This window comes from Janthinobacterium amylolyticum (assembly GCF_051380655.1).
GTDB lineage: Bacteria > Pseudomonadota > Gammaproteobacteria > Burkholderiales > Burkholderiaceae_D > Janthinobacterium.
Window position 1 is genome coordinate 21,453 of the sequence record NZ_JBNYXL010000010.1, and the last position, 25,715, is coordinate 47,167.

19 protein-coding genes, 2 tRNA genes and 2 pseudogenes are annotated in these 25,715 nt (G+C 62.8%); 15 read left to right on the forward strand and 8 right to left on the reverse strand.

Features of this window, described 5'->3' with window-relative positions; all coding sequences use genetic code 11:
- Positions 1–37: 37 nt before the first annotated feature.
- Positions 38–967 carry a TIGR03571 family LLM class oxidoreductase gene (locus ACQ4WR_RS20740; protein ID WP_436489636.1) on the reverse strand — a complete coding sequence of 310 codons (930 nt, stop codon included), beginning with the start codon at positions 965–967 and terminating at the stop codon, positions 38–40.
- A gap of 10 nt (positions 968–977) precedes the next feature.
- The gene (gene dkgB / locus ACQ4WR_RS20745; protein ID WP_436489638.1) at positions 978–1,802 is read right to left on the reverse strand and encodes a 2,5-didehydrogluconate reductase DkgB; all 825 of its coding nucleotides are present in this window, start codon (positions 1,800–1,802) and stop codon (positions 978–980) included.
- A gap of 186 nt (positions 1,803–1,988) precedes the next feature.
- On the opposite strand from dkgB, the gene ACQ4WR_RS20750 reads away from it, so the two are divergent.
- Both ACQ4WR_RS20750 and ACQ4WR_RS20755 read left to right on the forward strand, forming a co-directional pair.
- Positions 1,989–2,064, forward strand: a tRNA-Phe gene (locus tag ACQ4WR_RS20750).
- Positions 2,065–2,264: 200 nt separating this feature from the next.
- Positions 2,265–3,230, forward strand: coding sequence for a hypothetical protein (locus tag ACQ4WR_RS20755; RefSeq protein WP_436489640.1), 966 nt, complete (start codon positions 2,265–2,267; stop codon positions 3,228–3,230).
- A gap of 75 nt (positions 3,231–3,305) precedes the next feature.
- Here ACQ4WR_RS20755 and ACQ4WR_RS20760 read toward each other — a convergent pair whose 3' ends face one another.
- Positions 3,306–3,845, reverse strand: a complete 540-nt coding sequence (locus tag ACQ4WR_RS20760; protein WP_034753528.1) for a DUF2058 domain-containing protein — start codon at positions 3,843–3,845, stop codon at positions 3,306–3,308.
- A gap of 263 nt (positions 3,846–4,108) precedes the next feature.
- On the opposite strand from ACQ4WR_RS20760, the gene ACQ4WR_RS20765 reads away from it, so the two are divergent.
- The 3 genes from ACQ4WR_RS20765 (at position 4,109) to ACQ4WR_RS20775 (ending at position 9,400) form a co-directional block, all read left to right on the forward strand.
- Positions 4,109–4,414, forward strand: coding sequence for a PsiF family protein (locus tag ACQ4WR_RS20765; RefSeq protein WP_102293472.1), 306 nt, complete (start codon positions 4,109–4,111; stop codon positions 4,412–4,414).
- Positions 4,415–4,597: 183 nt separating this feature from the next.
- Entirely contained in the window at positions 4,598–6,904 is a 2,307-nt protein-coding gene (locus ACQ4WR_RS20770) for a putative bifunctional diguanylate cyclase/phosphodiesterase (protein ID WP_436489642.1), read from the forward strand.
- 93 nt (positions 6,905–6,997) lie between these two features.
- The gene (locus ACQ4WR_RS20775; RefSeq protein WP_436489644.1) at positions 6,998–9,400 is read left to right on the forward strand and encodes a S9 family peptidase; all 2,403 of its coding nucleotides are present in this window, start codon (positions 6,998–7,000) and stop codon (positions 9,398–9,400) included.
- 45 nt (positions 9,401–9,445) lie between these two features.
- Here the strand turns inward: ACQ4WR_RS20775 and ACQ4WR_RS20780 are convergent.
- Positions 9,446–10,441: pseudogene (locus ACQ4WR_RS20780) on the reverse strand (cytochrome-c peroxidase).
- A gap of 207 nt (positions 10,442–10,648) precedes the next feature.
- Between ACQ4WR_RS20780 and ACQ4WR_RS20785 the strand changes: the two are divergent.
- Entirely contained in the window at positions 10,649–11,077 is a 429-nt protein-coding gene (locus tag ACQ4WR_RS20785; RefSeq protein ID WP_102293475.1) for a hypothetical protein, read from the forward strand.
- Positions 11,078–11,118: 41 nt separating this feature from the next.
- Here ACQ4WR_RS20785 and ACQ4WR_RS20790 read toward each other — a convergent pair whose 3' ends face one another.
- Entirely contained in the window at positions 11,119–11,889 is a 771-nt protein-coding gene (locus ACQ4WR_RS20790; RefSeq protein WP_436489646.1) for a hypothetical protein, read from the reverse strand.
- Positions 11,890–12,005: 116 nt separating this feature from the next.
- Here ACQ4WR_RS20790 and ACQ4WR_RS20795 point away from each other — a divergent pair.
- From ACQ4WR_RS20795 to ACQ4WR_RS20805, 3 genes are all read left to right on the forward strand, one after another.
- Positions 12,006–12,081, forward strand: a tRNA-Phe gene (locus tag ACQ4WR_RS20795).
- Between the two features lie 177 nt (positions 12,082–12,258).
- Complete coding sequence (locus ACQ4WR_RS20800; protein ID WP_436489647.1) at positions 12,259–13,368, forward strand: serine hydrolase domain-containing protein; 1,110 nt, start codon at positions 12,259–12,261, stop codon at positions 13,366–13,368.
- A gap of 216 nt (positions 13,369–13,584) precedes the next feature.
- Positions 13,585–16,035 carry an acyl-CoA dehydrogenase gene (locus ACQ4WR_RS20805; RefSeq protein WP_436489649.1) on the forward strand — a complete coding sequence of 817 codons (2,451 nt, stop codon included), beginning with the start codon at positions 13,585–13,587 and terminating at the stop codon, positions 16,033–16,035.
- On the opposite strand, the pseudogene ACQ4WR_RS20810 reads toward ACQ4WR_RS20805, so the two are convergent.
- Positions 16,011–17,135, reverse strand: a pseudogene (locus ACQ4WR_RS20810) (TCR/Tet family MFS transporter); the annotation flags it as partial. The gene ACQ4WR_RS20805 and the pseudogene ACQ4WR_RS20810 sit on opposite strands and share 25 nt — an antisense overlap.
- A gap of 105 nt (positions 17,136–17,240) precedes the next feature.
- Here ACQ4WR_RS20810 and ACQ4WR_RS20815 point away from each other — a divergent pair.
- From ACQ4WR_RS20815 to gdhA, 4 genes are all read left to right on the forward strand, one after another.
- Positions 17,241–17,879 (forward strand): TetR/AcrR family transcriptional regulator, encoded by a 639-nt coding sequence (locus tag ACQ4WR_RS20815; protein ID WP_436489650.1) that lies wholly within the window; start codon positions 17,241–17,243, stop codon positions 17,877–17,879.
- Between the two features lie 89 nt (positions 17,880–17,968).
- Entirely contained in the window at positions 17,969–19,330 is a 1,362-nt protein-coding gene (trhP, locus tag ACQ4WR_RS20820; RefSeq protein ID WP_436489652.1) for a prephenate-dependent tRNA uridine(34) hydroxylase TrhP, read from the forward strand.
- Between the two features lie 183 nt (positions 19,331–19,513).
- A complete protein-coding gene (locus tag ACQ4WR_RS20825) occupies positions 19,514–20,761 on the forward strand; it encodes a DUF819 family protein (protein WP_436489654.1) in 1,248 nt (415 codons plus the stop codon).
- Positions 20,762–21,144: 383 nt separating this feature from the next.
- Positions 21,145–22,488, forward strand: coding sequence for an NADP-specific glutamate dehydrogenase (gene gdhA / locus ACQ4WR_RS20830; protein ID WP_102293486.1), 1,344 nt, complete (start codon positions 21,145–21,147; stop codon positions 22,486–22,488).
- A 122-nt stretch (positions 22,489–22,610) separates the two neighbouring features.
- On the opposite strand, the gene ACQ4WR_RS20835 is transcribed toward gdhA, so the two are convergent.
- Entirely contained in the window at positions 22,611–23,168 is a 558-nt protein-coding gene (locus tag ACQ4WR_RS20835; RefSeq protein ID WP_102293487.1) for a flavin reductase family protein, read from the reverse strand.
- Positions 23,169–23,344: 176 nt separating this feature from the next.
- Between ACQ4WR_RS20835 and ACQ4WR_RS20840 the strand changes: the two genes are divergently transcribed.
- Positions 23,345–23,983, forward strand: a complete 639-nt coding sequence (locus ACQ4WR_RS20840; protein WP_436489657.1) for a GIN domain-containing protein — start codon at positions 23,345–23,347, stop codon at positions 23,981–23,983.
- Positions 23,984–24,034: 51 nt separating this feature from the next.
- Positions 24,035–24,841, forward strand: a complete 807-nt coding sequence (locus tag ACQ4WR_RS20845; protein WP_436489658.1) for an enoyl-CoA hydratase — start codon at positions 24,035–24,037, stop codon at positions 24,839–24,841.
- 135 nt (positions 24,842–24,976) lie between these two features.
- Here the strand turns inward: ACQ4WR_RS20845 and ACQ4WR_RS20850 are convergent, their stop codons facing one another.
- The gene (locus ACQ4WR_RS20850; protein WP_102293490.1) at positions 24,977–25,714 is read right to left on the reverse strand and encodes an AIM24 family protein; all 738 of its coding nucleotides are present in this window, start codon (positions 25,712–25,714) and stop codon (positions 24,977–24,979) included.
- Between the last annotated feature and the right edge of the window lies 1 nt (position 25,715).

Consider the following 25,715-nt stretch of genomic DNA (forward strand, 5'->3'; position numbering starts at 1 on the left):
TCAGATAGTCCGGAAGTACAGGACAGCCTGCACCAGGTCAAGCTTCCGCATGAAACACGGGCAGCACATATTGCGCGATCTCCTGCAGCGCCTCGGCCAGCGGGCGGCGGTTCTGCCGCAGCTGCAAGCCGATATGCCGCACGCCGGCCGCGCGCATGGCGTGCAGCTCGGCGATCAGGCCAGCGCGCCCCGTGCGTCCGCCGAAACGGAAACGCTGCAGCGGCATGGACGGGTCCTCGTCCAGGTCCAGGTGAATGAAGCTGACGTAAGGCTTGTCCTCGCCGGCCACGGCGCGCCATTGCGCCGAGCGCCGCGCATGGTCGTCCGGCGTGCCCGGGTAGGCAAGCCAGCCATCCATCTGCGCGCCGATCCACGCGGGCGACTGCTGCGCCAGCCCCGCCACCAGCAGCGGCAACGGTGCGGCGGGCTTCGGCAGCAAACGGATGCCCGATGGCAGGCGGTTCTCGCCCCAGTCACGCAGCATGGCCACCTGCTCGCGGAAGGCGGCGCCGCGCTGGTCGAAATCGCGGCCAAACACGGGATACTCGACGGGCCGGTCGCCGCTGGCCACGCCCAATAGCAAACGTTCGCCGCTCAACTGCTGCACGCTGGCCGCCGCCTTTAACGTCAGCACGGGTTCGCGCAGCGGCAGCACCACGGCGGCCGTGCCCAGCAAGATGTTCTCGGTGATGCCGGCCAGGTAGCCCAGGTAAGTAAATACCTCGAAGACCTGGGCCGCATCGCCGAACGAGGGGTCGTACAAAGGCACGTCGCGCAGCCACAGCGCGCGGAAACCCAGGCGGTCGACCAGCTTGGCCAGCACCGCGTGCTGTTTCAGGTCAGGCTCGCCCGGCAGGCGGCCGGACGCCGCATTCGCCTGGCGCCCCATGGACGACCAGTCATTATCGAGCGGCATTTCCAGGCCGATGCTGAAACCGCCCTGCCCCAGCTTGTGCATCGCCGTCATGGTCTGCACCTCAATCCCACTGCGGCGCCAGGCCGTCCGGATTTGCCAGGCGCTCGCCGCGTTCCAGGGTCGCCATCTGCGCCATCTCGTCCGGCGACAGGGTGATGCGCTGGAAATGCAGGTTCGCCTCCAGATTGGCGCGCTTGGTCGACGACGGGATCACGGCAAAGCCCTGCTGCAGCGACCAGCTCAAGGCCACCTGCGCCGGCGTCACGCCGTGCCGGGCCGCGATGGCAGCGATCACGGGATCGGCCATCACCTTGCCATATGCGAGCGGCATGTAGGCCGTGATGTGGATGCCCTGGCTGCGCGCGAAGTCAATCACCTTGCGGTTTTGCAGAAAGGGGTGGATCTCGACCTGCTGCGTGGCGATTGCCGATGCGCCCACGGTATCGATGGCTTGCCGCAGCTGCGCGTTGGTGAAATTCGACACGCCGATGGCCCTGGTCAGTCCCTGTGCCTTGGCCTGCGCCAGCGCAGTCATGTATTCGGCGACGGGAATGGCGTCATTCGGCGACGGCCAATGGATCAGAGTCAGGTCCAGCTGCTCCAGCTGCAGCTTGTGCAGGCTGTCTTTTAAACTGGGGATCAGTTTGTCGCGCTGCAGGTTCTCGATCCAGATCTTGGTGGTGACGAACAGTTCTTCGCGCGGCACGGCGCTGGCGGCGATCGCCTGGCCCACTTCGGCTTCGTTGCCGTAGATTTGCGCCGTATCGATATGGCGGTAGCCGACGTCCAGGCCCGTGGTGACGGAATCGATGACGACCTGGCCCTGCAGGCGGAAAGTGCCCAGGCCAATTTCAGGGATGGCGGTGTGTCGGGTGCTGGCGTTCATGCGGTTATCCTCTCAAGTCAGTAACGATGACCACACTATGCGCCCATCTTTTGTTGAGAAAAATACCGCTCATCTCAAATCATATTTGCGCCACAGGCAAATAAATAGCTGCCGCCGCAAGAAATCCGGGGAAAATGGCAGCCAGCTCTTGCATTCGCGTTTTGGTCTGCTATAATTCGCCACCTTGGCCTGGTAGCTCAGTCGGTAGAGCAGAGGATTGAAAATCCTTGTGTCGGTGGTTCGATTCCGCCCCGGGCCACCAAGAATTCGTTTCACATTCAAAAACGCCACCTTCGGGTGGCGTTTTTGTTTGTGGCGCCGTCACATTTGATAGCGCCGTCACATCCCCTCCCAGCGCATCATCCGGCACCATTGCACAAGGCGCCGGCATTCCTGACACAGGATTTTCCCCACGGGAAACATGTTGAGATTAATTAAAGATTAACGCCCGTATCAAGGAAGATGACTGTGAAACAATGTTTATTTCTGGCCGTTGCCAGTACCGGGATGGCGCAGCCCGCGCAAGTCGCAGCACCGGTAACAACGTCTTCAAGCACCACGCAGCAGGAACCTCGGCGCGCAATCCCACTCAGACCATGGGAAAAAAGGCTGGCAGCGTCGACGTTTTCCATGCAGATGCTGGCAAGCGGCCGCATTGATCCCGACTACCCTGGCTTGCCGCTTGGCCTCGCCGTGACAGCAATACAAAAATTCGTGGCCGACAAAAAGGGGGAATTCGAATCGACGGCTGATTACCAGCGTAGAAAGACCGCTGCCCTGGATGAAAAAATCATCGGCAACTCAAGCTTGAATGACTGGTTTGCCTTGGTGACCCCGGTCAAAAACAACGGACAATCTTCCAATGCCATCAGCTACGAATTCAATGCGAATACGGGAAAAGTAAAGCTCTTTGTCTTGCCTTACTCTTTTGAGCTCAATAACATCGGCGCGCCTGACTACGACCTCAACAAAATGCGATACAAGGGCCTGGATCAATTTGAATTGAGCTACAAACTGAAATCAAAAGGTCCGTACAAAGGCCCTGGCAGCTATCGCGCAAAATACCCCATCGAAGAAACCGACACGGCAAGGCTGGGCATTGCAGTCAATCGCATCCCGTTCCTGGATTTTCAGCGTGACAATTTTCAATCTAACAAGAAACCTGTCATCCAGTTGACGATGGAAAATGCCGTCGCGGAAAAAGAGCTACCCGCCTTGAAGGCGCTGCTCGTGATGAAAGTGGCGGCGCCTTACCTGGTCTATGATTTCTACCGGTCCAAGTTTACTCCGGACAGAACGGACATGAAAACAATACAAAGCATTTACCTTGCCGGCAATATGGCCGGCATTATTTTTTACTCCGGCATCACTGGCGACATCCTGGGTCGATTACCTGCAGGATTTGGCCTGCCTGTCGCACCGAATTAACGCGAAAAAAAGCCAACCCGAAGGTTGGCGTTCTCAAATCACGCAAGGCGGCCGCCTGCGGCCAGCCCCACGTGCTTACCACATCAAATCATCAGGAATCTGGAACGCCGCATACGGATCATCCTCGTCCACTTCCGTGCTGGCCTGCTTGACGCGCACGACGATGGCGGGGTCGCGTTCGGCGATCTTGTCGGCGATGATGCGCGGCACCAGTTCCACGGCGCCGCCCAGGCAGACGATCACCAGGCGGCCCGCCACCAGGTGGGCCTGCACGGCGGCCGTCACATAGATGCGCTCGATCTTGTTGTTGAAGGTGAAGTTATACGGCACGTCGCCATTGTTGCCCTTGCTCTGGCGGTTCTTTTGCACCATTTGCGCGATCTGCGCGACGATGGCTTTCTGGTTGGCGGCCGCGTCGCGCTGGGCGTTCAGTTCGCGCGCCCGCTCGGCATTCTTGCGCTGCGTCTCGAGCGCGGCCAGGCGCACCTCGTCGACACTTTGCGTGCCGCTCTTGCGCTCGTCCTTCTTTTGCTTGCTCTTGTCCTGGTTGGCCAGCTTGACCTTTTTCTTGTCGACCAGGCCGGCCTTTAAAAACTGCTCTTGCAACGAGACCATAACTACTCCGTATTGAGGGTGCGCCGGCCAGGGCAGCGGCATCGGCCGGTGGAAAGTCGCTAGCATAGCAAAAAACAGGGCGCTTGCCGCCGCGGAATGGCCGCCCGGGCCGGTTTGCGGGCAACGGGGAGCCGGCAGTAACAAAAAGACACACTCGTGTGTAAATTTTGTTGATAAATGTCATATAGTTAGTTACGTTTTGCATATCGGCAGTCAGCGCCGATTGCATGCCCCTTCCATCGCCCGCGTCTAAAGGATTTATCATGAAACAATTCATCGCCCTCTGCATCGCCGCCGCGTTCGCCGGCTCCGCCTTTGCCGCCGCACCGGAAGCGGCGCCTGTCGCCAAGACGGCGCAACAGTCGAAAATGACCACCTGCAATGCGGACGCCGCCGGCAAGAAAGGCGATGAACGCAAGGCCTTCATGAAAGAATGCCTGAGCGCCAAGCCGGCACCGGCCATGACACAGCAAAACAAGATGAAGATGTGCAACGCCGACGCCAAGGACATGAAGGGCGATGCACGCAAGGCCTTCATGAAGGAATGCCTGAGCGCGCCAAAAAAATAAGCACGGCGATCGGCCCTTGCCGCAGCGCCAGCCCTGACGGCTGGCGTTTTTTTTGGCCAGCGCCAGCGCGCCAGCGTGTCAATCATGCTTAATGATCAAGATGACATGAAGAAAGATAACGCGTAGTATTTTCATCATACTGCCCAGTTCGGCAGCACAGCATCCTGGGGAAAGGACGGCAGCGTGGCTGCGTCGAACGATCTCGCGCACTGGCGCGGCCAGATTTTTACGCGCCTGCTGCAGGTAGTGTTGCTGCTGGGCATAGTCACGGCCATTCCCAGCGCCCTGCTGGCCGCGCGCGAAGCTATCTGGTCCATAGTCGCCATCGACTTGCTGGCCATTGCCTGGATCGCCGCGCTCTGGCACTGGCGCGCCGCATCCTACCAGTGGCGGGTAGGACAATTCCTCGCCATCGCCTTCATTGTTGGCGTGGGCCTGCTGCTGAAGATCGGCCCCATCAGCCAGATCTACATGATGGTCATTCCCGTGCTGGCCGCCTTGCTGCTGGGCATGCAACCGGCGCTGTGGGGCCTGGCGCTGACCTCGCTGACCATCTTTGCGCTGGGCCTGCATCCGGACGTGGCGCTGCAACTGCGTGGCGTACCCGATTCGCCCGTGCTGCGCGCGCTGATCATTGCCCTGAACTACCTGTTCATCGCGGCCGTGCTGACCCTGTCCTGCGCCTTTCTGCTGCGTCACCTGGAGCACGCGCTGGCAAGCCTGCAAGCGAGCGCGCTGTCGCTCGAGCACAGCGGTGTGGCCCTGTCGGCGCTGAACGCGGAACTGCGCTTGACGGCCACGGCGGTGGCACGCCTGAACGACATGGTGATGATCGCCGAAGTGGCGGAGCATCCCCCCGGCACGCACGCCGCCCCGGCCACGCGCATCATTTTCGTCAACGACGCCTTCGAGCGCAGCAGCGGCTATGCGCGCGCCGACGTGCTGGGCCGCAGCCTGCTGTTCCAGCAGGGCCCGGATACGGACGCGGGCGAACTGGCGCGCATCGCCGCGGCCATGGCTGGCGCGCAAGCGGTACGGGCGGAATTGCTCAACTACCACCGGACAGGCACGGCTTACTGGGTCGAGGCGGAACTGGTGCCGTTTACAGACGACACCGGCAGGCAGACGCACTGGGTGGCCGTCGAGCGCGAAATTGGCGAACGCAAGAAATCGGAAGCGGATATCCACCGCCTGGCCTTCTATGACGTGCTGACGGGACTGCCCAACCGGCGCCTGCTGATGGACCGCATCGCGCACCTGCTGGCCGCCGCGCCGCGCGACCCGTCGATAAGCGCGCTGATGTTCATCGACCTCGACCACTTCAAGCACATCAACGACGCGCGCGGCCACGCCACCGGCGACGCGCTGCTGCGCATGGCCGCTGAACGCCTGGCCCAGCTGATGCGCAAGGCCGATACGGTGGCGCGCCTGGGCGGCGACGAATTCGTCGTGCTGCTGACTCACCTGACCGATGACGCGGACAGCGCCGCCCGCACGGCGGCCCAGGTGGCCGAGAAGATCCGCAGCGCCATCGCGCGCGACTTCGATATCGGCGCGCAGTCCTACCACTGTTCGGCCAGCATCGGCGTGACCCTGCTGCCAAAAGCGGGCCAGCAGGCACACGACCTGCTGCGCGAGGCGGATATCGCCATGTACCGCGCCAAGGCGGAAGGGCGCAATGGCATCGCGTTTTTCGAGGCGGCCATGCAGGCCGGCGTCGAGCGCCGCCTGACACTGGAGCGTGCACTGGCGCGCGCCCTCGACGACGGCGAGCTGTGCATGCATGTGCAGCCGCAGGTAGACCGCCATGGCCGGGTCACGGGCGCCGAGCTGCTGATGCGCTGGCCGCAGGCGGACGGCACGCAGGTGTCGCCCCACGTCTTCATCCCCATCGCCGAGGAATCGGGACTGATCGTGCGCCTGGGCCACTGGGCGCTGCACGAAGCATGCCGCGCCGCCACGCGGCTGGCGCAGGCCGGCCAGCCCATCGCCCTGTCCGTCAACGTGAGCCCGGCCCAGTTTCGCCAGCCCGATTTCGCAGCCCGCGTGCAGGCAGCGCTGGCCCAGCACGGCACGCCGGCCACGGCCCTGATACTGGAACTGACGGAAGGCTTGCTGATCGACCAGCGCGACGCCTCGCTGGCGCGCATGCGCGAACTGGCCGCCATGGGCATCCGCTTTTCGATCGACGATTTCGGCACCGGCTATTCCAGCCTGGCCTACCTCACTTCGATGCCGCTGTATGAGCTGAAAATCGACAAGCGCTTCATCGACGACACGCCGCGCGACGCACGCGATACGGCCATCGTGCAAGCCATCCTGGCCATGGCGCGCCACCTGGGCTTGCGCGTGGTGGCCGAAGGCGTGGAAACGGTGGAGCAGGCCAACTTCCTGATCGCCCACGATTGCGACGGCTTGCAAGGCTATCTGTATGCCCACCCCATGCCGCTGGACGCGCTGATCGCCTGGCTGGCCCAGCATCAGGCTTAGCTTTCCGACATTTCCTGCATGAAACTCCTCCGCTAGAATACCAGCCTCATAGCCTTGCACCTTCACCACTCTTTCTTGTTAAAGTGATCTCCGATGCGTCTGGTTCTCCCCCTGTTGGCCCGTCCACTGCTGCTGGCCTTGCTTGCTGCCGCCCTGCCCGCCACCCATGCGGCCCCTGCTCCCACCCTGCCTACGCCCATCACCCTGGACCAGGCGATGGCCGATCCCGACTGGATCGGCACACCCGTTGAAGCGGCCTGGTGGGGCTGGAATGGCCAGCTCTACTACAAGCAGAAGCGCCTCGGCTCACCCCTGCGCGACACCTATCAGCTGTCCGGCGCGAACGCCAAGCTCAATAGCGGCAAGAAGGTCGATGACGCGCAGCTGGCCAACCTCGATGGCCAGCAGATGATCGTCAACCGGGCGGGCACGCGTGCCATCCTGCTGCGCAATGGCGACTTGTTCGAGCGCGACCTGAAAAGCGGCGTCCTGGTGCAGATCACGCGCGGCGTGTCGGCCATCAGCGACCCGCAATACTCCAGCGACGGCGGCGCCGTGCAATACCGCAGCGGCACCGACTGGTTCAGCTGGAGCCGCGTTGACCGCCTGAGCGCCCCCGTTGCCCTGCTGCGCGCCGCCAAGGACCCGGACGCCAAGCCGGAAGCGGACGCGCAGCGCGACCTGCAACTGCGCCTGATCGTCAACCTGGCGCGCCAGAAGGAAGACCGCGACACGAGCCGCGACCGCCGCCATGAAGAGCGCCGCCTGGACGCCACGCGCGCGCCGGAACCGATCTACCTGGGCGAGAAGGTGACGATTTCCGGCAGCGCCCTGTCGCCGGACGGCCGCTGGCTGCTGTTCGTCACGCAAGACAAGGCGGCGGAAAAAGGCAAGCTGGGCAAGCTGGCGCGCTACGTCACGGAAACCGGCTACCCGGACGTGGACGACGAGCGCACGCGCGTGGGCCGCAACATGCCCATCGCGCAAAGCCTGAAACTGGCCGACCTGCGCACGGGCAAGGTGCGCGAGATCGCGTTCGACAGCCTGCCCGGCATCGCCACCGATCCGCTGGCCGCCTTGCGCGCCGAGCAAAAGCTCACGCCGCTGAAAGGCAACCGTCCCGTGCGCGTCGACGCCCAGCGCGACGGCATCGTCTGGACCGGGGACGGTTCGCGCGTGGCCGTGCGCGTGCGCGCCATCGACAACAAGGACCGCTGGATCGCCAATGTCGACCTGGCCAATGGCGCCCTGCTGCCCGTGCACCGCATCAGCGACGCGGCCTGGGTCAACCGCCGCGCCGACGAATTCGGCTGGCTGCCCGACAACGCCACCCTGTGGTACCTGTCCGAGGAAAGCGGCTACGCCCACCTGTACACGAAGACGGGTGCCGCACCTGCGCGCGCGCTGACCAGCGGCCAGTGGGAAGTAAGCAATGTCGAGTGGAGCCGCGACGGCAAGAACGCCTACTTTGTCTGCAACCCGCAAGCGCCAGGCACGTATGAAGTGTGCGCCAGCACGGCGAAAGATGGCGGCGCGCGCGAAGTGACCAGCTTGAAGGGCGTGGAAAACTTCGGCCTGTCGGCCGATAACGGCAAGCTGCTGGTGCGCTATTCCACCAGCTACGTGCCGGCGCAACTGGCCACGATCAGCGTGGCGGGCGGCAAGGCGAATATCCTGACGGATACGCGCAGCGACGCCTTCAAGGCGCGCAACTGGATCATGCCGCAACTGGTGCAAGTGCCGTCGACCCACGGCGCGGCGCCGATCTGGGCCAAGCTGTACCGCCCGGCAACACTGGAAGCGGGCAAACAATATCCGATCGTGATGTTCGCCCACGGCGCCGGCTACCTGCAGAACGTGACCGAGCGCTATCCCGTGTATTTCCGCGAACAGATGTTCCACAACCTGCTGGTGGAACAGGGTTTCATTGTGCTTGACGTCGACTACCGCGCCTCGCTCGGCTACGGCAGCGCCTGGCGCACGGCCATCTACCGCCAGATGGGCCACCCGGAACTGGAAGACTTCATCGACGGCGCCAAGTGGCTGGCGCAACAGCACCAGGGCGACATCCGGAACGTGGGCATCTATGGCGGCAGCTATGGCGGTTTCATGAGCCTGATGGCCCTGATGCGCGCGCCCGAGATCTTCAAGTCGGGCGCCGCCCTGCGCCCCGTGACGGACTGGACGACGTACAACCACGAATACACGGCCAACATCCTGAACACGCCGGAACTCGATCCGCAAGCGTATAAAATCTCCTCGCCGATCGAATACGCGGACAAGCTGACGGGCAACCTCTTGATCGCCCACGGCATGATCGACGACAACGTGTTCTACCAGGATTCCGTGCGCCTGTCGCAGCGCTTGATCGAGCTGAAAAAGGATAACTGGGAAATGGCCAGCTACCCGATGGAACGCCACGGCTTCGTGCAGCCGGAAGCGTGGTATGACGAATACCGCCGCATTTATCAGTTGTTTAACCGCACGCTGAAGTAACTGGTGTCGGGGTCAGACCCGCCGGGTCTGACCCCAGGCAAGCACTCAGTCAAACGGCACCGGCCGCGGCGTCGTGTCGCCCGATGGCGGCAGGATCGGCAGCACGATGTGCGGCTGCTTGCCCGTCAGGGTTTTCAGGAAGGCCACCAGTTTCGCGTTTTCATCGGGCGTGAAGGTGCGGCCCAGCTGCAGGCGGCCCATCACGTCGACGGCTTGCGTCAACGTCGCGGCCTCGCCGTCGTGGAAATACGGATAGGTCAGCTCCACATTGCGCAGGGTCGGCACCTTGAAGTTGAAACGGTCCGCATCCTTGCCCGTCACGGCCGCGCGCCCTTACGTCGTCATGGCCGTCTTGTACGGCTCGACGACGCCCATCTTCTGGAAGGTATTGCCGCCCACGGCGGGACCGTTATGACAGGCGATACAGCCGCTCGTCTTGAACAGCTGGTAGCCGGCCAGCTCGTCTTTCGTCAGCGCGCTTTTCTTGCCCATCAACCATTGATCGAAACGCGCACCGGGCGTCACCAGCACCTCTTCGAAGGCAGCGATGGCGCGCGTGACTTGTTCGATGCTCAGCTTGTCCTGGCCAAATACTTGCCTGAATTCCTGGCGGTAGGCGGGAATCGACGCCAGCACATCGATGGCCAGCTCGTGCGTAAAAGCCATCTCGCCGGGATTGGCGATGGGACCGCCCGCCTGCTCCTGCAAATCCTTGGCACGGCCATCCCAGAATTGCGCCACGTTCATGCCGGCATTGAGCACCGTGGGAGAATTGATGGGCCCGCGCTGCCAGTTGTGGCCGATCGAGGTCTTGATGTTATCCGTGCCGCCCATGCTCAGGTTATGGCAGCTATTGCAGGAAATAAAGCCCGAGCGCGACAGGCGCGGATCGAAGAACAGTTTCTTGCCCAGTTCCACCATCGCCGGATGGGCGACCTTGGCGGCGGCGATGGGCTGGATCGGCTCCCGGTCGGCGGCATGCACGATGGCGCCAAAGGCCAGGCTGGTGATGAAGAGCAAGGGTGAGAGGGTACGGCGCATGGTCTACTCCTGAAAACATTCCCGAATCGGCGGCGCGCACCGGCGCGGGAATGCGGCGCGCCGGTCCGGTTGCCACCCGTACATCACTGATTGGATGTTGATTTATATTAACTTTGACTGCTTGATAATATAAATGACCAAGATCAAGGTTCTCGCCGAGTGCGAATCGCGCTTGCCATTTACGCAAGCGTGGCACATGATGAAGGCATGCACACACCAAATTACCCCGCCCTGCTGCGCGCCGCCTGCGCCACCTTCCTCTTGCTGGCCGCCAGCGCCTGCGGCAGCGCGCCCAAGCAGGATGCGCCCCCGGCGCCGGGCAATGCGGGCTTGCTGGCGCAGATCGAGGCGGAAGTGGGCGCCGCCGCCTGCGACTCCACCCAGCAGTGCCAAACCATCGCCATCGGCGCCAAGGCGTGCGGCGGCCCGGAGCGCTATCTGGCCTGGTCCAGCAAGGACATTGACGGCAAGAAACTCAAGGCCCTGGCCCAGGCGCATGCCGAAGCGAGCCGCAAACAGCAGCAGTCAGACGGCATGATGTCCACCTGCGCCATCGTCACGGACCCGGGCGCCAGCTGCGAGGCGGGGCGCTGCGTGCTGCAAAAGAGCGGCCTGGGCGGCAACGCCGCCATGTAAAAAAGCCGCTGGTTCAGCGGCTTGAGTGGTAGTGGAAAAAATCAGGGCTGCAACTGCAAGGTCTTGACGATCTTGCTTTCCACCTTCTCTCCCGCGCCGGAGGTGGCGCTCTTGCTCTCCTTGCGCAGCAACAACAAGTGATCGCCACTCACGCCATACTGGCGCGTTTCGTCCATTTTTTGCGTAAAACTGACCACCACAAAGGCCCGCCCGCTGACGTCGAAATGGAAACGGCTGGCCAGCGGCGTGCCGTCCGCAGCGATCCACACCTCGATGCCGCCGTCGAACTTTTTCACATACTTGCGATCTTTCTCGGGAACCTTGTCGAGCGACAAGGTAAAGCTGAGCAAACGCGCCGGCTTGCCCTTGTAGCTATCCATCTTTTCACCGCCGAACACGGCTTCCTCGATCTCGCGCGACAGGGCATCCGCCGCCGACACCATGGAACGCAGCTCCGTCGCCTTCATTTCCCCCAGCGCAAAGCCGGTCGGCGTCTTGACCTTCGGGTCTTTCACCTTGGCGCGCTGCTCGGCTTCCACCTTCGCCAGCAAATCCTTGCCATAGAGCACCTGCAATCCCGCCGGTCCGCCTTCGACGGCCACCGTGGCCGTGCCGCTATCTTCTTCCGCCTCCTTGCCCTCGCCTTCGCGGCGCCAGGTTTTCGATTCAACCTGCCCCTTGATCGGCGTTTGCCCCTGCAGCCGCGCCAGCGCCGCATTCAAATCGGCCAGGCCATCGGCCCGCGCCGCCCCGCACACCACGCTGAACAAGCCGCCCAGCACCAGCCATTGCACGCCATTCCGTCGCCGCATCGTCGCATCCTCATGTCACTCGCGATGCCAAAACACCATGTTTTGGCCATCTGTTGCATTTGAACACAGCTAGCTCTGGTCAGGTGGAAAGTCTTTCTGCTATAATTCGCCGCCTTGGCCTGGTAGCTCAGTCGGTAGAGCAGAGGATTGAAAATCCTTGTGTCGGTGGTTCGATTCCGCCCCGGGCCACCAAGAATTAAAAAAAAACGCCACCTTCGGGTGGCGTTTTTTTTATCCAGCAGCGCCATCCACTCTCTGGAAAAATCGTGCGGCGACTTTTTTCTGCCACCGCTGAAACCATTATGCGAGAATTCCCTTCCCCCATGGATGGTGCGCATGATGACCAAACTCGCTGCAGTCACAATTGGAATGACGCTCATGCTGGCCGCCTGCAAGCCGGCAGCCACAGCGCCTGCGCATGACATTCCTGCGGCCATGCGCGAGACCGCGACCGCCGTGCTGCAGTCACCATTGCTGCACGCGACCTCGATTGCTGTCGTTTATCGCGGCAAGGAATTCATTCTGCATCAAGGCGAACTGGAGACCGGCAAAGCCAATCCGCCGAACGATGCAACGCTGTATGAAATAGGCTCAGTCAGCAAAACTTTTGCTGGCCTGCTCCTGGCGGACGCCGTGCTTGACGGGAAGGCGGCGCTCGACGACCCCGTACAACAGTACCTGCCGGCCGCCTACCCGAACCTGCAGTGGCAGGGGCAGCCTATTCGCTTGCGCCATCTGATCACGCACACCAGCAATATGCCGGGCATGCTGCCATTGCAGGTGAACACCATATTGCAGGCTTTCACCGCACACGCCACGCCGGCAAAGCTCAATGCCGCCTACGCCAGCTACGGGCAACAGCAATTCTGGCAGGACTTGCACAAGGTCAGCATCAACGGTCCGCTAGGCAAGGACTACGCGTATTCAAGCGCCGGTACCGAACTGATTGCGCACACGCTGGAAAAAATCCATGGCATGCCGTATGAAGTCCTGCTTACGCAATTCATCGCGCGCGAAGCCGGCATGCAAGATACCAGGCTGAGAATCACAGCCGAGGATAGCGGCCGCCTGGCGCCCGGCTACCACAGCGACAATCCCGTCATGACGACGCCGATGCCACAACTGCCCTGGGGGGCGGCCGGCAACCTGATGTCGAGCATGCCGGATATGGCGAAGTATCTGCGCCTGCAATTGGGCGCCCATCCTGCAGTGGTTGAATCGCACAAGCCGCTGGTCCGCTTTCAGGACGATTTCAGCATCGGCTACTTCTGGAACATCGGCAACAATCGCCAGCTGGGCACGCATTATGTACACCATGGCGGCGTGCCACGTGCGCAAAGCTACGCCTACCTCGTTCCCAAATACCAGCTTGGCGTCTTCATCATCACCAACCAGAGCGGCGACGCCACCGCCGGCGCCATGGAAAGCGCGCTGGCGCATATTTTCGACACCGTGGCATCCATGGAAAGCGCTAAATAGGCCGGGCCTGGCCTTGAAAATCCTTGTGCCGCTGGCACGATGCTGCCGCGGGCCAGCAGGAATCCGGAAAACATGACAGGAAAGGCAACTTGAGAGTTGGCTTTCCTGTTTGCGGCGGCACAAGGTGAATGGCCGGGCTTCCCCCTATGCGCAGTACCGCACAGTAACATCCGCCACATCGGTCTACCCTGTCCTCATTACACAGGGAGATATCGCATGCTCAAGATTGCTCTGCTGGTGGCCCTGCTGGGCCTGCTTATATTGTTCGTGGTCGGCCCCGTGCGCCGCGCCCTCATCACGCCGCGCCTGCTGGCCCTGTTCAAGCGCATCTTGCCAAGCATGTCCGACACGGAGCGCGATGCGCTCGAGGCAGGCACCACGTGGTGGGATGCGGAACTGTTTTCCGGCAAGCCCGACTGGGCCAAGCTGCTGGCGTATGCGCCGCCGACCTTGAGCGCCGAGGAGCGCCATTTTCTCGATCACGACGTCGAACGCCTGTGCGAACTGGTCAACGACTGGGATACGCAGCAGTTGCTGGACTTGCCGCCGCCAGCCTGGGCCTACATGAAAAGCCAGGGTTTCCTGGGCATGATCATTCCCAAACAATATGGCGGCAAGCAATTTTCCGCTTACATGCATTCGCAAGTGGTGATGAAGCTGTCGACGCGCTGCTCGGCGCTGGCCGTCAGCGTGATGGTGCCCAATTCGCTGGGGCCGGCCGAACTGCTGCTGCATTACGGCACCGAAGCGCAAAAAGACTACTATCTGCCGCGATTGGCGGCCGGCACCGAGATTCCCTGCTTTGCGCTGACCAGCCCGTATGCGGGTTCCGATGCGGCCGCCATTCCTGACCTGGGCGTGGTGTGCATGGGCATGCATGAAGGCAAATCGACCCTGGGTTTGCGCATCACCTGGAACAAGCGCTACATCACGCTGGCGCCTGTTGCGACCCTGCTGGGCCTGGCATTCCAGACCAGCGATCCCGAGCATCTGCTGTCGGATGACGACACGCCCGGCATCACCTGCGCCCTGATCCCCGCCAGCCACGATGGCGTGGTGATCGGACGCCGCCACCATCCGCTGAACGCCGTGTTCCAGAACGGCCCCACTTCCGGCAAGGATGTATTCATCCCCATGGAATGGGTCATCGGCGGCCAGGCGCAAGTCGGCAAAGGCTGGCGCATGCTGATGGAATGCCTGGCCGCCGGACGCGCCATTTCGCTGCCCTCGTCCAGCGTGGGCATGGGCAAGATGGCCGTGCGCGGCACCAGCGCGTATGCGGCCGTGCGGCGCCAGTTCAACATGCCGATTGGCAAGTTCGAGGGCGTGCAGGAAGCGCTGGCGCGCATGGGCGCCAACCTGTACCTGATGGATGCGGCGCGCACCTTGTCGGCGGTGGGTGTGGACCTGGGCGAAAAGCCGGCCGTCATTTCCGCCATCGTCAAATACCACGTCACGGAGCGGGGCCGCGCGCTCGTCAACGACGGCATGGACATTTTGGGCGGCAAGGGCATTTGCAGCGGGCCCAACAATTTCCTCGCCACTGCCTATCAGCAGATTCCCATTGCGATTACGGTCGAGGGCGCCAACATCCTCACGCGCAGCCTGATCATCTTCGGTCAGGGCGCCATCCGCGCCCATCCGTATGTGTTGCGGGAAATGGCGGCCGTCAAGGAAAGCGATGGCCGCAAAGCCTTGCACGATTTCGACTCGGCCTTCTTTGGCCACGTCGGCTTTGTGCTGGGCAACCTGGCACGGGGACTGTGGTACGGACTGGGCGGTGCGCGCCTGGCCGCCGTTCCCGCAGCGGGCGCGCCGGAACTGGCAGCCTACTACCGCGCCCTCACGCGGCTGTCGACGGCCTTTGCCGTCATGACGGATATGTCGATGTTCGTGCTCGGAGGCGAACTCAAGCGGCGCGAACGGCTGTCGGCACGGTTGGGCGACGTGGTCTCGCAACTGTATCTGTGCTCGTCCGTGCTGAAGCGCTACGAGGATGACGGGCGGCCGCCTGCCGACCTGCCGTATGTGCACTGGTCGCTGCAGGATGCGCTGGTAAAGGCACAGCAGGGCTTGGCTGGCGTGCTGGAAAATTTCCCCGCGCGGGGGCTGGCGGTATTGCTGCGCGCCGTGCTGTTCCCGTTCGGCTTGCCGCATCGTCCGCCTTCGGACCAGCTCGGCAGCGACGTGACGCACGCCATGCAGACGGCCGGCGCTGACCGCGAACGCCTGCTGGCCGATTGCTACGTGGAAAGCGAAGGCGGCCAGGGCGGCGATCCGCTGGCCAGCGCCGAACGAGCCTTGATGTTGCTGCCGCAAGTGGTGGCCATCGAGAAACGCCTGAAAGACGCCAACGCGGATCTCAAGCACATGCCGCAGAGCTTGAGCGCCATGCAAACATGGTTGTCCGCCGCCAAGGCGGCAGGCGCCATCAGCTGCCATGAGCACAATACCTTGCTGGAATTTGCGCGCCTGGTCGATGGCTTGATACAGGTCGACGATTTTGCGCCCACGGCGGCGCAGGCAATGCCGGATGCCTATCCGCGCGATGACGCCGGCGTGGTCGAGGCCAGCGGCAAGCCCAGCACGAGCGGCACCAGCGCCACATACACGACGATGACGGAGAGCCAGACGGCGCCGGGCCAGTACGCCCTGACGCCAAAATAAATGCTGGAAAACAACAGCGGGCACAGCACGGACGCCAGGCTGACGGACGAGGCCAGCACGCCCTGGAACTGGCCTTGCCGGTCCTCGGCCACTTGCCGCGTCGCCAGCGACTGCAAAGCTGGCGCGCCGATGCCGCCCAAGGCGAACACGGGCATGATGGCGAAGATCATCCAGCTGTGCGTGGCAAAGGCCATGACCACCAGGGCCACGCAGGCGCACGCGACGCCCGCCAGGATGGTGGCCCGCTCGCCCAGCAGTTTGACTGCCGGGCCGGGCAGGAACGCTTGCTCCAGCGCCTGGCACACGCCAAAGGCGCCCAGCGACAGGCCGATCCACAAGCCATTCCACTCGAACACATCGTGCCCCCACAGCGCCCAGCACACGCCATACACTTCGCCGGCGGCGCTGAAGGTGAAGAAAATCAGGGTAATCGGCAATAAACGCTTTTCGGCGAAGACCCAGCGCAGCGGCCGCAATGGATTGAGCGCCGCCAGGTCGATACGCGTGCGTGTCGGCGTTCTTGATTCCGGCAAGGCAAAGAACGCCAGCAGCAGATTGCCCATGTTCAGCACGGCTGCGGCCAGGAATGGCAGGCGCAGGCCGTAGTCGCCCAGCGCGCCGCCCAGCACAGGGCCGATGATGAAGCCGGCGCCGAACATGGCATTAAGCAAGCCGAAACGCCGCGCCCGCTGCGCTTGCGTGGAGATATCCGTCAGGTAGGCCGTGGCGACGGACACGTTGGCGCTGCTCAGCCCGGCGATGGCCCGCCCCAGCAGCAGCATCCCCAGGCTGGGCGCGAAGGCCAGGAACAGGTAATTGATGGCGGCGCCGCCCAGGGACAGCAGCAGCACGGGGCGGCGCCCCAGGCGGTCGCTCAGGGAACCGAGCACGGGCGCAAAAATGAATTGCATCAGCGCGTACAGGGCCGTCATGACGCCGATGTAGGGCGCCACATTGCTGGCATGCGTAACGTCCTGCAGCAGCGCCGGCAGGATGGGAAAGATCAGGCCGATGCCGATGGCATCAAGCACGACTGTGGCAAAGATGACGACCAGCGCGCGCTGCTGCAGGGGCGCCGTGGCGGGAAGCAATAATTTCATATACTCAATCTAAATATGTACTCAGTACATAAATAGTACGCCCAGCCGTGCTGCGCCATCAAGCGATATCTGTACTCAGTACACTTCGTGTATGATCGGGGCAACATGACCATTCCTACCGACCTCCGCTCCCGCAAACGCCTGGCCACGCGGCAAGCCATTTCCAACGCCGCCACGCGATTGTTCTTCGTGCGCGGCTTCGACCACGTGACGGTGGACGAGATCGCGGCGGCCGCCAATGTGGGACGCATGACGGTGTTCAACCACTTTCCGCGCAAGGAAGACATGTTCTTCGACCGCGAGGAAGAGGGCCGCACACTGCTGCGCGCCGCCTTGCGCCAGCGCGACCCCGCCATTTCCCCCGTCGAGACCCTGCGCCTGCTCGCGCATCGCCTGGTGGCCGACGACAGTCCCTACATCTCCTTTTCCGCCGCCGGCCAGGGTTTTATTGCCACCGTTGAAGAAAGCGCCGCCCTCAAGGCCCGCGCCAGGGCCATCCGCGACGAGCTCGTGCAAGTGGTGGCGCAGACGCTGACGGAATCGACGGGACGGGAAAGTGGCGACCCGCTGGCCCACCTGGCAGCCAGCCTGCTGCTGGCGACCTGGAGCGTGGCCCTGATCGAGGCGCACCGGGCGTTCCGCCAGCATGGCGACGCGCAGCGGGCCAGGGCCGGTTTTCTCGCCCTGGTGGACCAGGGGCACACCGGATTGAACGCCGCCCTGGCGGGTACGCCTTACGCCTGAGCACTTCGGCTGCGAATGCCAATCCCTTGACCCAGGGCAATGCAATGGCGCGCCAGCCGGCCTAGAATCGCCGGCTTTGCCCATCCTCCATGCGCCACGCTCCCGAACTTCTCCTGCCTGCCGGCTCGCTTGCCAAGATGCATGCCGCCTTCGATTTTGGCGCCGACGCCGTCTACGCGGGCCAGCCGCGCTACAGCTTGCGCGTGCGCAATAATGACTTTTCGACCTTGCAAGCCTTGCAGGAAGGCATAGATGGCGCGCATGCGCGCGGCAAGCAGTTCTTTGTCGCCAGCAACATCTTTGCCCACAACGCCAAGCTGAAAACCTATTTGCGCGACATGGAACCGGTGATCGCCATGCGCCCCGATGCGCTGATCATGGCCGATCCTGGCCTGATCATGATGGTGCGCGACAAGTGGCCGGACGTCCCCGTGCACCTGTCCGTGCAGGCGAATGCCGTCAACTGGGCCGACGTGAAGTTCTGGCACCGCATGGGCCTGACGCGCGTGATCCTGTCGCGCGAACTGTCGCTCGACGAGATCGAGGAAATCCGCCAGCGCTGCCCGGAAATGGAACTGGAAGTGTTTGTCCACGGCGCCCTGTGCATCGCCTATTCGGGCCGCTGCCTGCTGTCCGGCTATTTCAACCACCGCGACCCGAACCAGGGCACGTGCACGAATTCCTGCCGCTGGGACTACAAGGTGAAAAACGCGTCCGAAGACGCCAGCGGCGACCTGGGCGGCATGCAGGTGGTACCGCTGGAATTTCACCAGGCGCTGGCCGAAGCGGACAACAATGCCTTTTCCGCCCTGCACCAGCAGCCGCGCCACCCGCTGGCCGACCAGCCCTATCTGATTGAAGAAGCCCAGCGCCCTGGCCAGCTGATGCCCATCCTCGAAGACGAGCACGGCACCTACATCATGAATTCCAAGGACTTGCGCGCCGTCGAGCACATCGAACGCCTGGTGAAAATCGGCGTCGATTCGCTGAAGGTCGAAGGCCGCACCAAGTCGCTGTACTACGCGGCGCGCACGGCGCAAGTCTACCGCCAGGCCATCGATGACGCCGTGGCGGGCCGTCCCTTCGACATGGGTCTCCTGGGCCAGTTGCAAGGCCTGGCCAACCGCGGCTACACGGATGGTTTTTATCAGCGCCACCACACGCAGGCGCACCAGAACTACATGCGCGGCGCCTCCGAGGCGGACCGCAGCCAGTACGTGGGCGACGTGCTCGAAGTGGTGGACGGCTGGGCCAGGGTGGAAGTGAAAAACCGCTTTGCCGTGGGCGACCGCATCGAGGCCGTGCATCCGGGCGGCAACCGCGACATCACCATCGCGCGCATGCTGGCCGACGATGGCAGCGACATCCAGGTGGCGCCCGGCAGCGGCCACTTCGTGCGCATCGCCCTCGACGGCGCGCTGGACAAGGCCTTGCTGGCGCGTTATTTGTAACCGCCAGTCTGGCGACGGCAGTGGCAAACCTACCCACAAGTGTTTGATTTGACAAGAAAAATCCAGCTGGCACTACCTAAATAATTTGTTTAGGCTTCAACATTGCTATACGATACGGCCACCCTGCGCCCGGGGGGCCTGATCGGCACCCGGGCATTCCTGACACGTTCACCGGAATCCCCGATGCCACCTGCCACTACCGCCCTGATCACCAATGACGCCGTCGTCCTCGGCCTGCTTGCCATGACCCTGGGAGGCGTCTTCTGGACCGCTTCCCGCGCCGACGGTTTCTGGAAAAAGTTTTACACGTATATCCCTTCGCTGCTGATGTGCTATCTGATCCCGGCGCTGCTCAACACGTTTGGCATCATCGACGGCAACGCCTCCGGCCTGTACGCCGTGGCGCGCGACTATCTGCTGCCCAGCGCGCTGGTGCTGCTGTGCGTGGCCATCGATTTCGGCGGCATCATCCGCCTCGGCCCCAAGGCCATCATCATGTTCCTCACGGGAACTCTTGGCGTCATGCTGGGGGCCCTCGTCTCGTTCGAAGCCATGCGTTTGATCCACCCGGAAACGGTGGCGGGCGACACGTGGCGCGGCATGACGACTGTCGCCGGCTCGTGGATAGGCGGCGGCGCCAACCAGGCGGCCATGAAGGAAGTGTTTGAAGTGGACGCCACCCTGTTTGGCCAGTTCGTCGCCGTCGACGTGCTGGTGGCCAATGTCTGGACGGCCGTGCTGCTGTTCCTGGCCGGCCGCGCGGGCGCATTCGATCGCTGGACCGGCGCGGACTTATCCGCCATCAACGCGCTCAAGGACAGCATCGAAAGCTACCGCGCCCAGCATGCGCGCATCGCCAACCTGACGGACATCATGATCATCCTCGGCGTGGGCCTGGGCGTGACGGGCCTGTCGCACTTCCTGGCCGGCCCCATCATCAGCTGGATCAACACCTTGCCGGCCGAATGGCGCTTGCAGGATTACAGCCTGACGTCGAACTTCTTCTGGATCGTCGTGCTGGCCACCACCTTCGGCCTGCTGCTGAGTTTTACCAGGGCGCGCAGCCTGGAAGGCGCGGGCGCCTCGACCATCGGTTCGGCCATGCTGTACGTGCTGGTGGCCACCATCGGCATGCACATGGACTTGAAAGCCCTGTTCGACAAGCCTTTCCTGTTCCTGCTGGGCCTGATCTGGATCGCCGTGCATGGCGGCCTGATGCTGCTCGTCGCCAAGCTGATCCGCGCGCCCCTGTTCTTCATGGCCGTGGGCTCGCAGGCGAACATCGGCGGCGCCGCCTCGGCTCCCGTCATCGCCAGTGCCTTCCACCCTTCGCTGGCCCCCGTCGGCGTCCTGCTGGCCGTGCTCGGCTACGCGCTGGGCACCTACGGCGCCTACATCACGGGCCTGATCCTGCGCGGCATGGCGGGGTGATCGACTGACTGGCGTTCGCCAGCTTGTTGCATGAAGCACCACAACGCCAGCCTTCGCGCTGGCGTTGTCGTTTCTGCACGGGACATGTCGTCGAGCCCAGCGCACGGCAGCGCGCCACGCCCAATCGCGGCAGTGACCGGCGGTATCCCAGCATGGCGACGCCGGCGCGCCGTGGCGTACGCCAGCCTTGCCGCCCTGCTGAAACGGCAGCGTCACTTGGTTAGTTTTCCGGCCAGACCAGTTGCCTGTCGGGCGACGACAGAGCCTCGCAAAAAATCCCCATCATGTAGCAGAAACCCCTCAAAACCAAATTTCCGCACCATTTTCGTGCAAAATCTGCGATGATAGTTGCCCAAATAACCGATTACCTCCATGGAATTCTGATGAAATACGCATCTGCTCACGAGTATGTCCAGCATGTCGCCGCACGCAATCCAGGTCAGCCCGAGTTTCTGCAAGCCGTCACCGAAGTCATGGAGAGCTTGTGGCCGTTCCTGGAGCAGCACCCGAAATACGCGGAACAAGGCTTGCTGGAACGCTTGATCGAGCCGGAGCGCGTGGTCATGTTCCGCGTCTCATGGGTCGATGACCATGGGCAAGTCCAAGTCAACCGCGGCTACCGCATCCAGCACAGCATGGCCATCGGGCCGTACAAGGGCGGCATCCGCTTCCACCCCTCCGTCACCCTGTCCGTGCTGAAATTCCTCGCCTTCGAGCAGACGTTCAAGAATGCCCTGACCACCTTGCCGATGGGCGGCGGCAAGGGCGGCTCGGACTTCGATCCGAAGGGCAAGAGCCCGGGCGAAGTCATGCGTTTCTGCCAGGCGTTTGTCAGCGAACTGTTCCGCCATGTGGGCTCGGATACGGACGTGCCGGCCGGCGACATCGGCGTGGGCGGGCGTGAAGTGGGCTATATGGCCGGCATGATGAAAAAACTCAGCAACCGCGCCGATTGCGTGTTTACGGGCAAGGGCGCCAGCTTCGGCGGCTCGCTGATGCGTCCGGAAGCGACAGGCTACGGCACCGTGTATTTTGCGCAGGAAATGCTGAAAACGCGCGGCCGCTCGTTTGAAGGCATGCGCGTGTCCGTCTCCGGCTCGGGCAACGTGGCGCAGTACGCGGTGGAAAAGGCCATGGCCATGGGCGCGAAAGTCATCACTGTTTCGGATTCCAGCGGCACCATCATCGACGAGGCAGGTTTTACGCCGGAAAAACTGGCCATCCTGATGGAAATCAAGAACCACCTGTATGGCCGGGTCAGCGACTACGCCGAACGCACGGGCGTGCGCTTCGAGGCGGGCGTGTCACCATGGCATGTGCCGGTCGACATCGCCCTGCCCTGCGCCACGCAAAATGAATTGAATATCGACGATGCGCGCACCTTGATCGCCAATGGCGTGCAATGCGTGGCCGAAGGCGCCAACATGCCGACCACCATCGAAGCGGCCAAGGCGTTCGAAGCGGCCGGCGTGCTGTATGCGCCAGGCAAGGCCAGCAATGCGGGCGGCGTGGCCACCTCGGGCCTGGAAATGAGCCAGAACGCGGCGCGCATGTCGTGGCCGCGCGAAGAAGTCGACGCGCGCCTGCTGCAGATCATGCAAGGCATCCACGCGGCATGCAAACAGTACGGCACGCGCGCGGACGGTTCCGTCAGCTATGTGGATGGGGCGAATATCGCCGGTTTCGTCAAAGTGGCCGATGCGATGCTGGCGCAGGGCGTGATCTGAGCGCAGCTTGGATGTGGCGTAGGTCGGATTAGGCGCATGGCGCCGTAATCCGACACCACCACCAGCCTTGCCAACAATGGCGTCGGATTACGCGCTTGCGCGCTAATCCGACCTACGCCGACCTACGACATTTCAGGCTTCATCAGGCTCTTGCGGCTGATGGTGCGGCCCGAGACCATGAACTCGCCATTGCCCCGGTAATGCAGGGTTTCCGGCAGCTTGGGCGAGGTGGCCACGTGGGCTTTCACGCATTCGAAGATGAAGAAGCCGCCCTTCGGGTTGCCCGCCACCTGTGCCAGCTTGCATTCGAAGTTGGCGTAGCACTCGGCGATCAGGGGCGCGCCCACCTGTTCGGCCGGCTGCGCCGTCAAGCCGAAGGCGGCGAATTTGTCCGTGTCTTCGCCACTGCAATTGCCGATCGCCACCACCTGGTCGACCATGTCGGCCGTCGGCAGGTTGATCACGCATTCCATGCTGCGCTTGATCATTTCATAGCTGTGGTTAGCGTCGGAAATGAAGCAGCCCAGCAACGATGGCGTAAATTCCATCAGCATGTGCCAGGCCATGGTCATGACGTCGCTCTCGCCCTTCCAGCTTGAACTGACCAGCACCACCGGTCCCGGTTCGAGAAAGCGGCGGATATCGGCGACGGGATAATCTTCTTTGTGGTAATTTTTCATCTGGTCTCCTGGACGCGGTACGCGCTAGCATAGCCGAATGGCGGCGTGGCGGTCGCGCGGGTGGCGCTGGCCGTGTGTCCTTTCCACGTCCCGATTCGTGCAGCTCGTCGCAATTTTCTCCCCACGGGAGAAGTTGCACCATAGAATACACTTATCAACTACTCAAGGAAACCGCCATGCGCCACCTGTTCCTGTTGTCCGCCCTGTCCGCCGCCTCGCTTGCTTGCCTCGCCCCCCTAGCGCATGCCGACGAGCAGGCGCGCACGGTCGGCGCCTTCAATGCCATCGATATCCGCGGCCCCATCAGCCTCGAAGTGGAATCGGGCAAGGAGCAGAGCCTGCTGCTGCGCGGCGACCAGAAATTCCTCGGCAACGTCGTCACGGAAGTGGTCAACGGCGAGCTGAAGATCTCGCTGAAGGACAAGAGCATCAAGAAGACTGAAGGCGATGCGCGCATCGTCATCACCATGCCCACCCTGCGCAAGCTGATCGCCGAAGGTGCGGGCGAAAAAATCCTGAGCAAGCTCAACGGCCCCAGGGTCGACATCAGCTACAAGGGCGCGGGCCGCCTGGCCGCCGATGGCAATGTCGACTGGCTGCGCCTGAAGGCGCAAGGCGTGGGCGATGTCGACACGAAAGCCTTGCTGGCGAAAAACGTCGATGTCAATTTCGACGGCATCGGCAACGTCAAGGTGTATTCCTCGGGCGAGCTGAACGCCGTGGTGCGCGGCATGGGCGAACTGACCTATTACGGCAAGCCGAAGATCGTGCACAAGTCGATCGCCGGCATCGGCAGCGTCAACGCCGCCAAGTAAGCTTTTCCCGCAAGATCCATAAAAAAAGGCCATCAGGCCACTGGAGACCGCATGACCGCCATACCCGATACCCAGGATACCGCCGCGCCGCTGGTACTGCGCGAGGAGCACGATGGCCTCGTCACCCTGCGCCTGAACCGTCCCCTGCAATTCAATGCCCTGTCGGAAGCCATGCTGGCGGCCCTGCAGGCGCAATTCGACGCCATCGCCGAAGAGCCGCATGTGCGCTGCGTGGTGCTGGCGGCCGAAGGCAAGGCTTTTTGCGCCGGCCACGACCTGCGCCAGATGCAGGCCACGCGCCAGCTTGCGTATTATCAAACCCTGTTCGCGCAATGCTCGCGCGTGATGCAAGCCATCCAGGCGCTGCCCGTGCCCGTGATCGCCCGCGTGCATGGCATCGCCACGGCGGCCGGCTGCCAGCTGGTGGCCAGCTGCGACCTGGCCGTGGCGGGCGCATCCGCCCGCTTTGCCGTCTCCGGCATCAACGTGGGCCTGTTCTGCGCCACGCCATCGGTGGCCCTGTCGCGCAATGTGTCCACCAAGCGGGCTTTCGACATGCTGGTCACGGGCCGCTTCATCGACGCCGACACGGCCGCCGACTGGGGTCTGGTCAACGAAACGGTGGCCGACGCCAGGCTCGACGACGCCGTGGCGCGCCTGGCGCAGCACATCATGGCAAAGAGCCCGACAGCCATTCGCTATGGCAAGCAGATGTTTTACCGGCAGCGCCAGCTGCCGCTGGCCGACGCCTACGCGTATGCGGGCGACGTGATGGCGCGCAACATGATGGAAGAGGATGCGGAGGAAGGCGTGACCGCCTTTTTGGAGAAACGGCCGCCCAGCTGGGCGCGGCCTTGAGTATCTGACTGAACCTGCTGCGCGTCGGCACAGGCAGCCTGCGATGCTCACCGTACTTCAGTACGGTTGCGCGTCTCGGCTGCCTGTCCCTTCCGCTCGCTAAGGTTCGGTCAGGTACTCTTGGACTTCCTAGTCTTAACGACTGTCCTTCATCTGCTGCTGCACCGAAAGACTCAGCTTGCCCAGGTCTTCCTTGCCCAGCAGCGGCAATTGCGACAGCAGCTGCATCAGGGTGGAACTGCCCGACACGTCCAGCTCGGATGACTGCACCAGCACCGTGCCGGCGCCCGTGAAGTCGATCTGCTTTTCCTCGCCCGACAGGGTAAAGCCCGTCAGTGCGCCGGCCGCCGAGGCCCAGCCCTGCACGTGGGCGTAATCGTAGTGGTACGAGGGGCTGGGGCAATCGGCCCAGCCCAGCACGGCCTGCTCGTCAACCCGGCATGGCAGTTCCAGGAAATGCACGGGGCCGTTCGACGAGGCGATGACCTTGCCCGTGCCGATCATGGTCAGATAGCCGGGCAAGGTCGATTCCTGGCAGATCACATCCTTGGTAAAACCCAGCAGGTTTTTCGCGCGGATGGTCATGTTGGCGTTGTCCAGGTCGTAGCATGCCAGGTCGTTGCCGTTGTCGCCCAAAATCAATTGTCCCTGCCCTTGCGCGACGACAAAGTGGTGCACGTACTTGGGCGCGTTGAAGGCATTGCGCACGATCAGGTCGAGCACGCTGCTGCCCATGGCTTCGAAGCGCAGCTCGCCATAAAAGGCGATCATCTTGCCCTTGCGAATGAAGATCTGTTCCTTGACGTCGATGACATACGAAAAACGGTTCAGGTTATCGTTCTTCGGCAAGGTATCGGGGTTGTAAATCGTCATG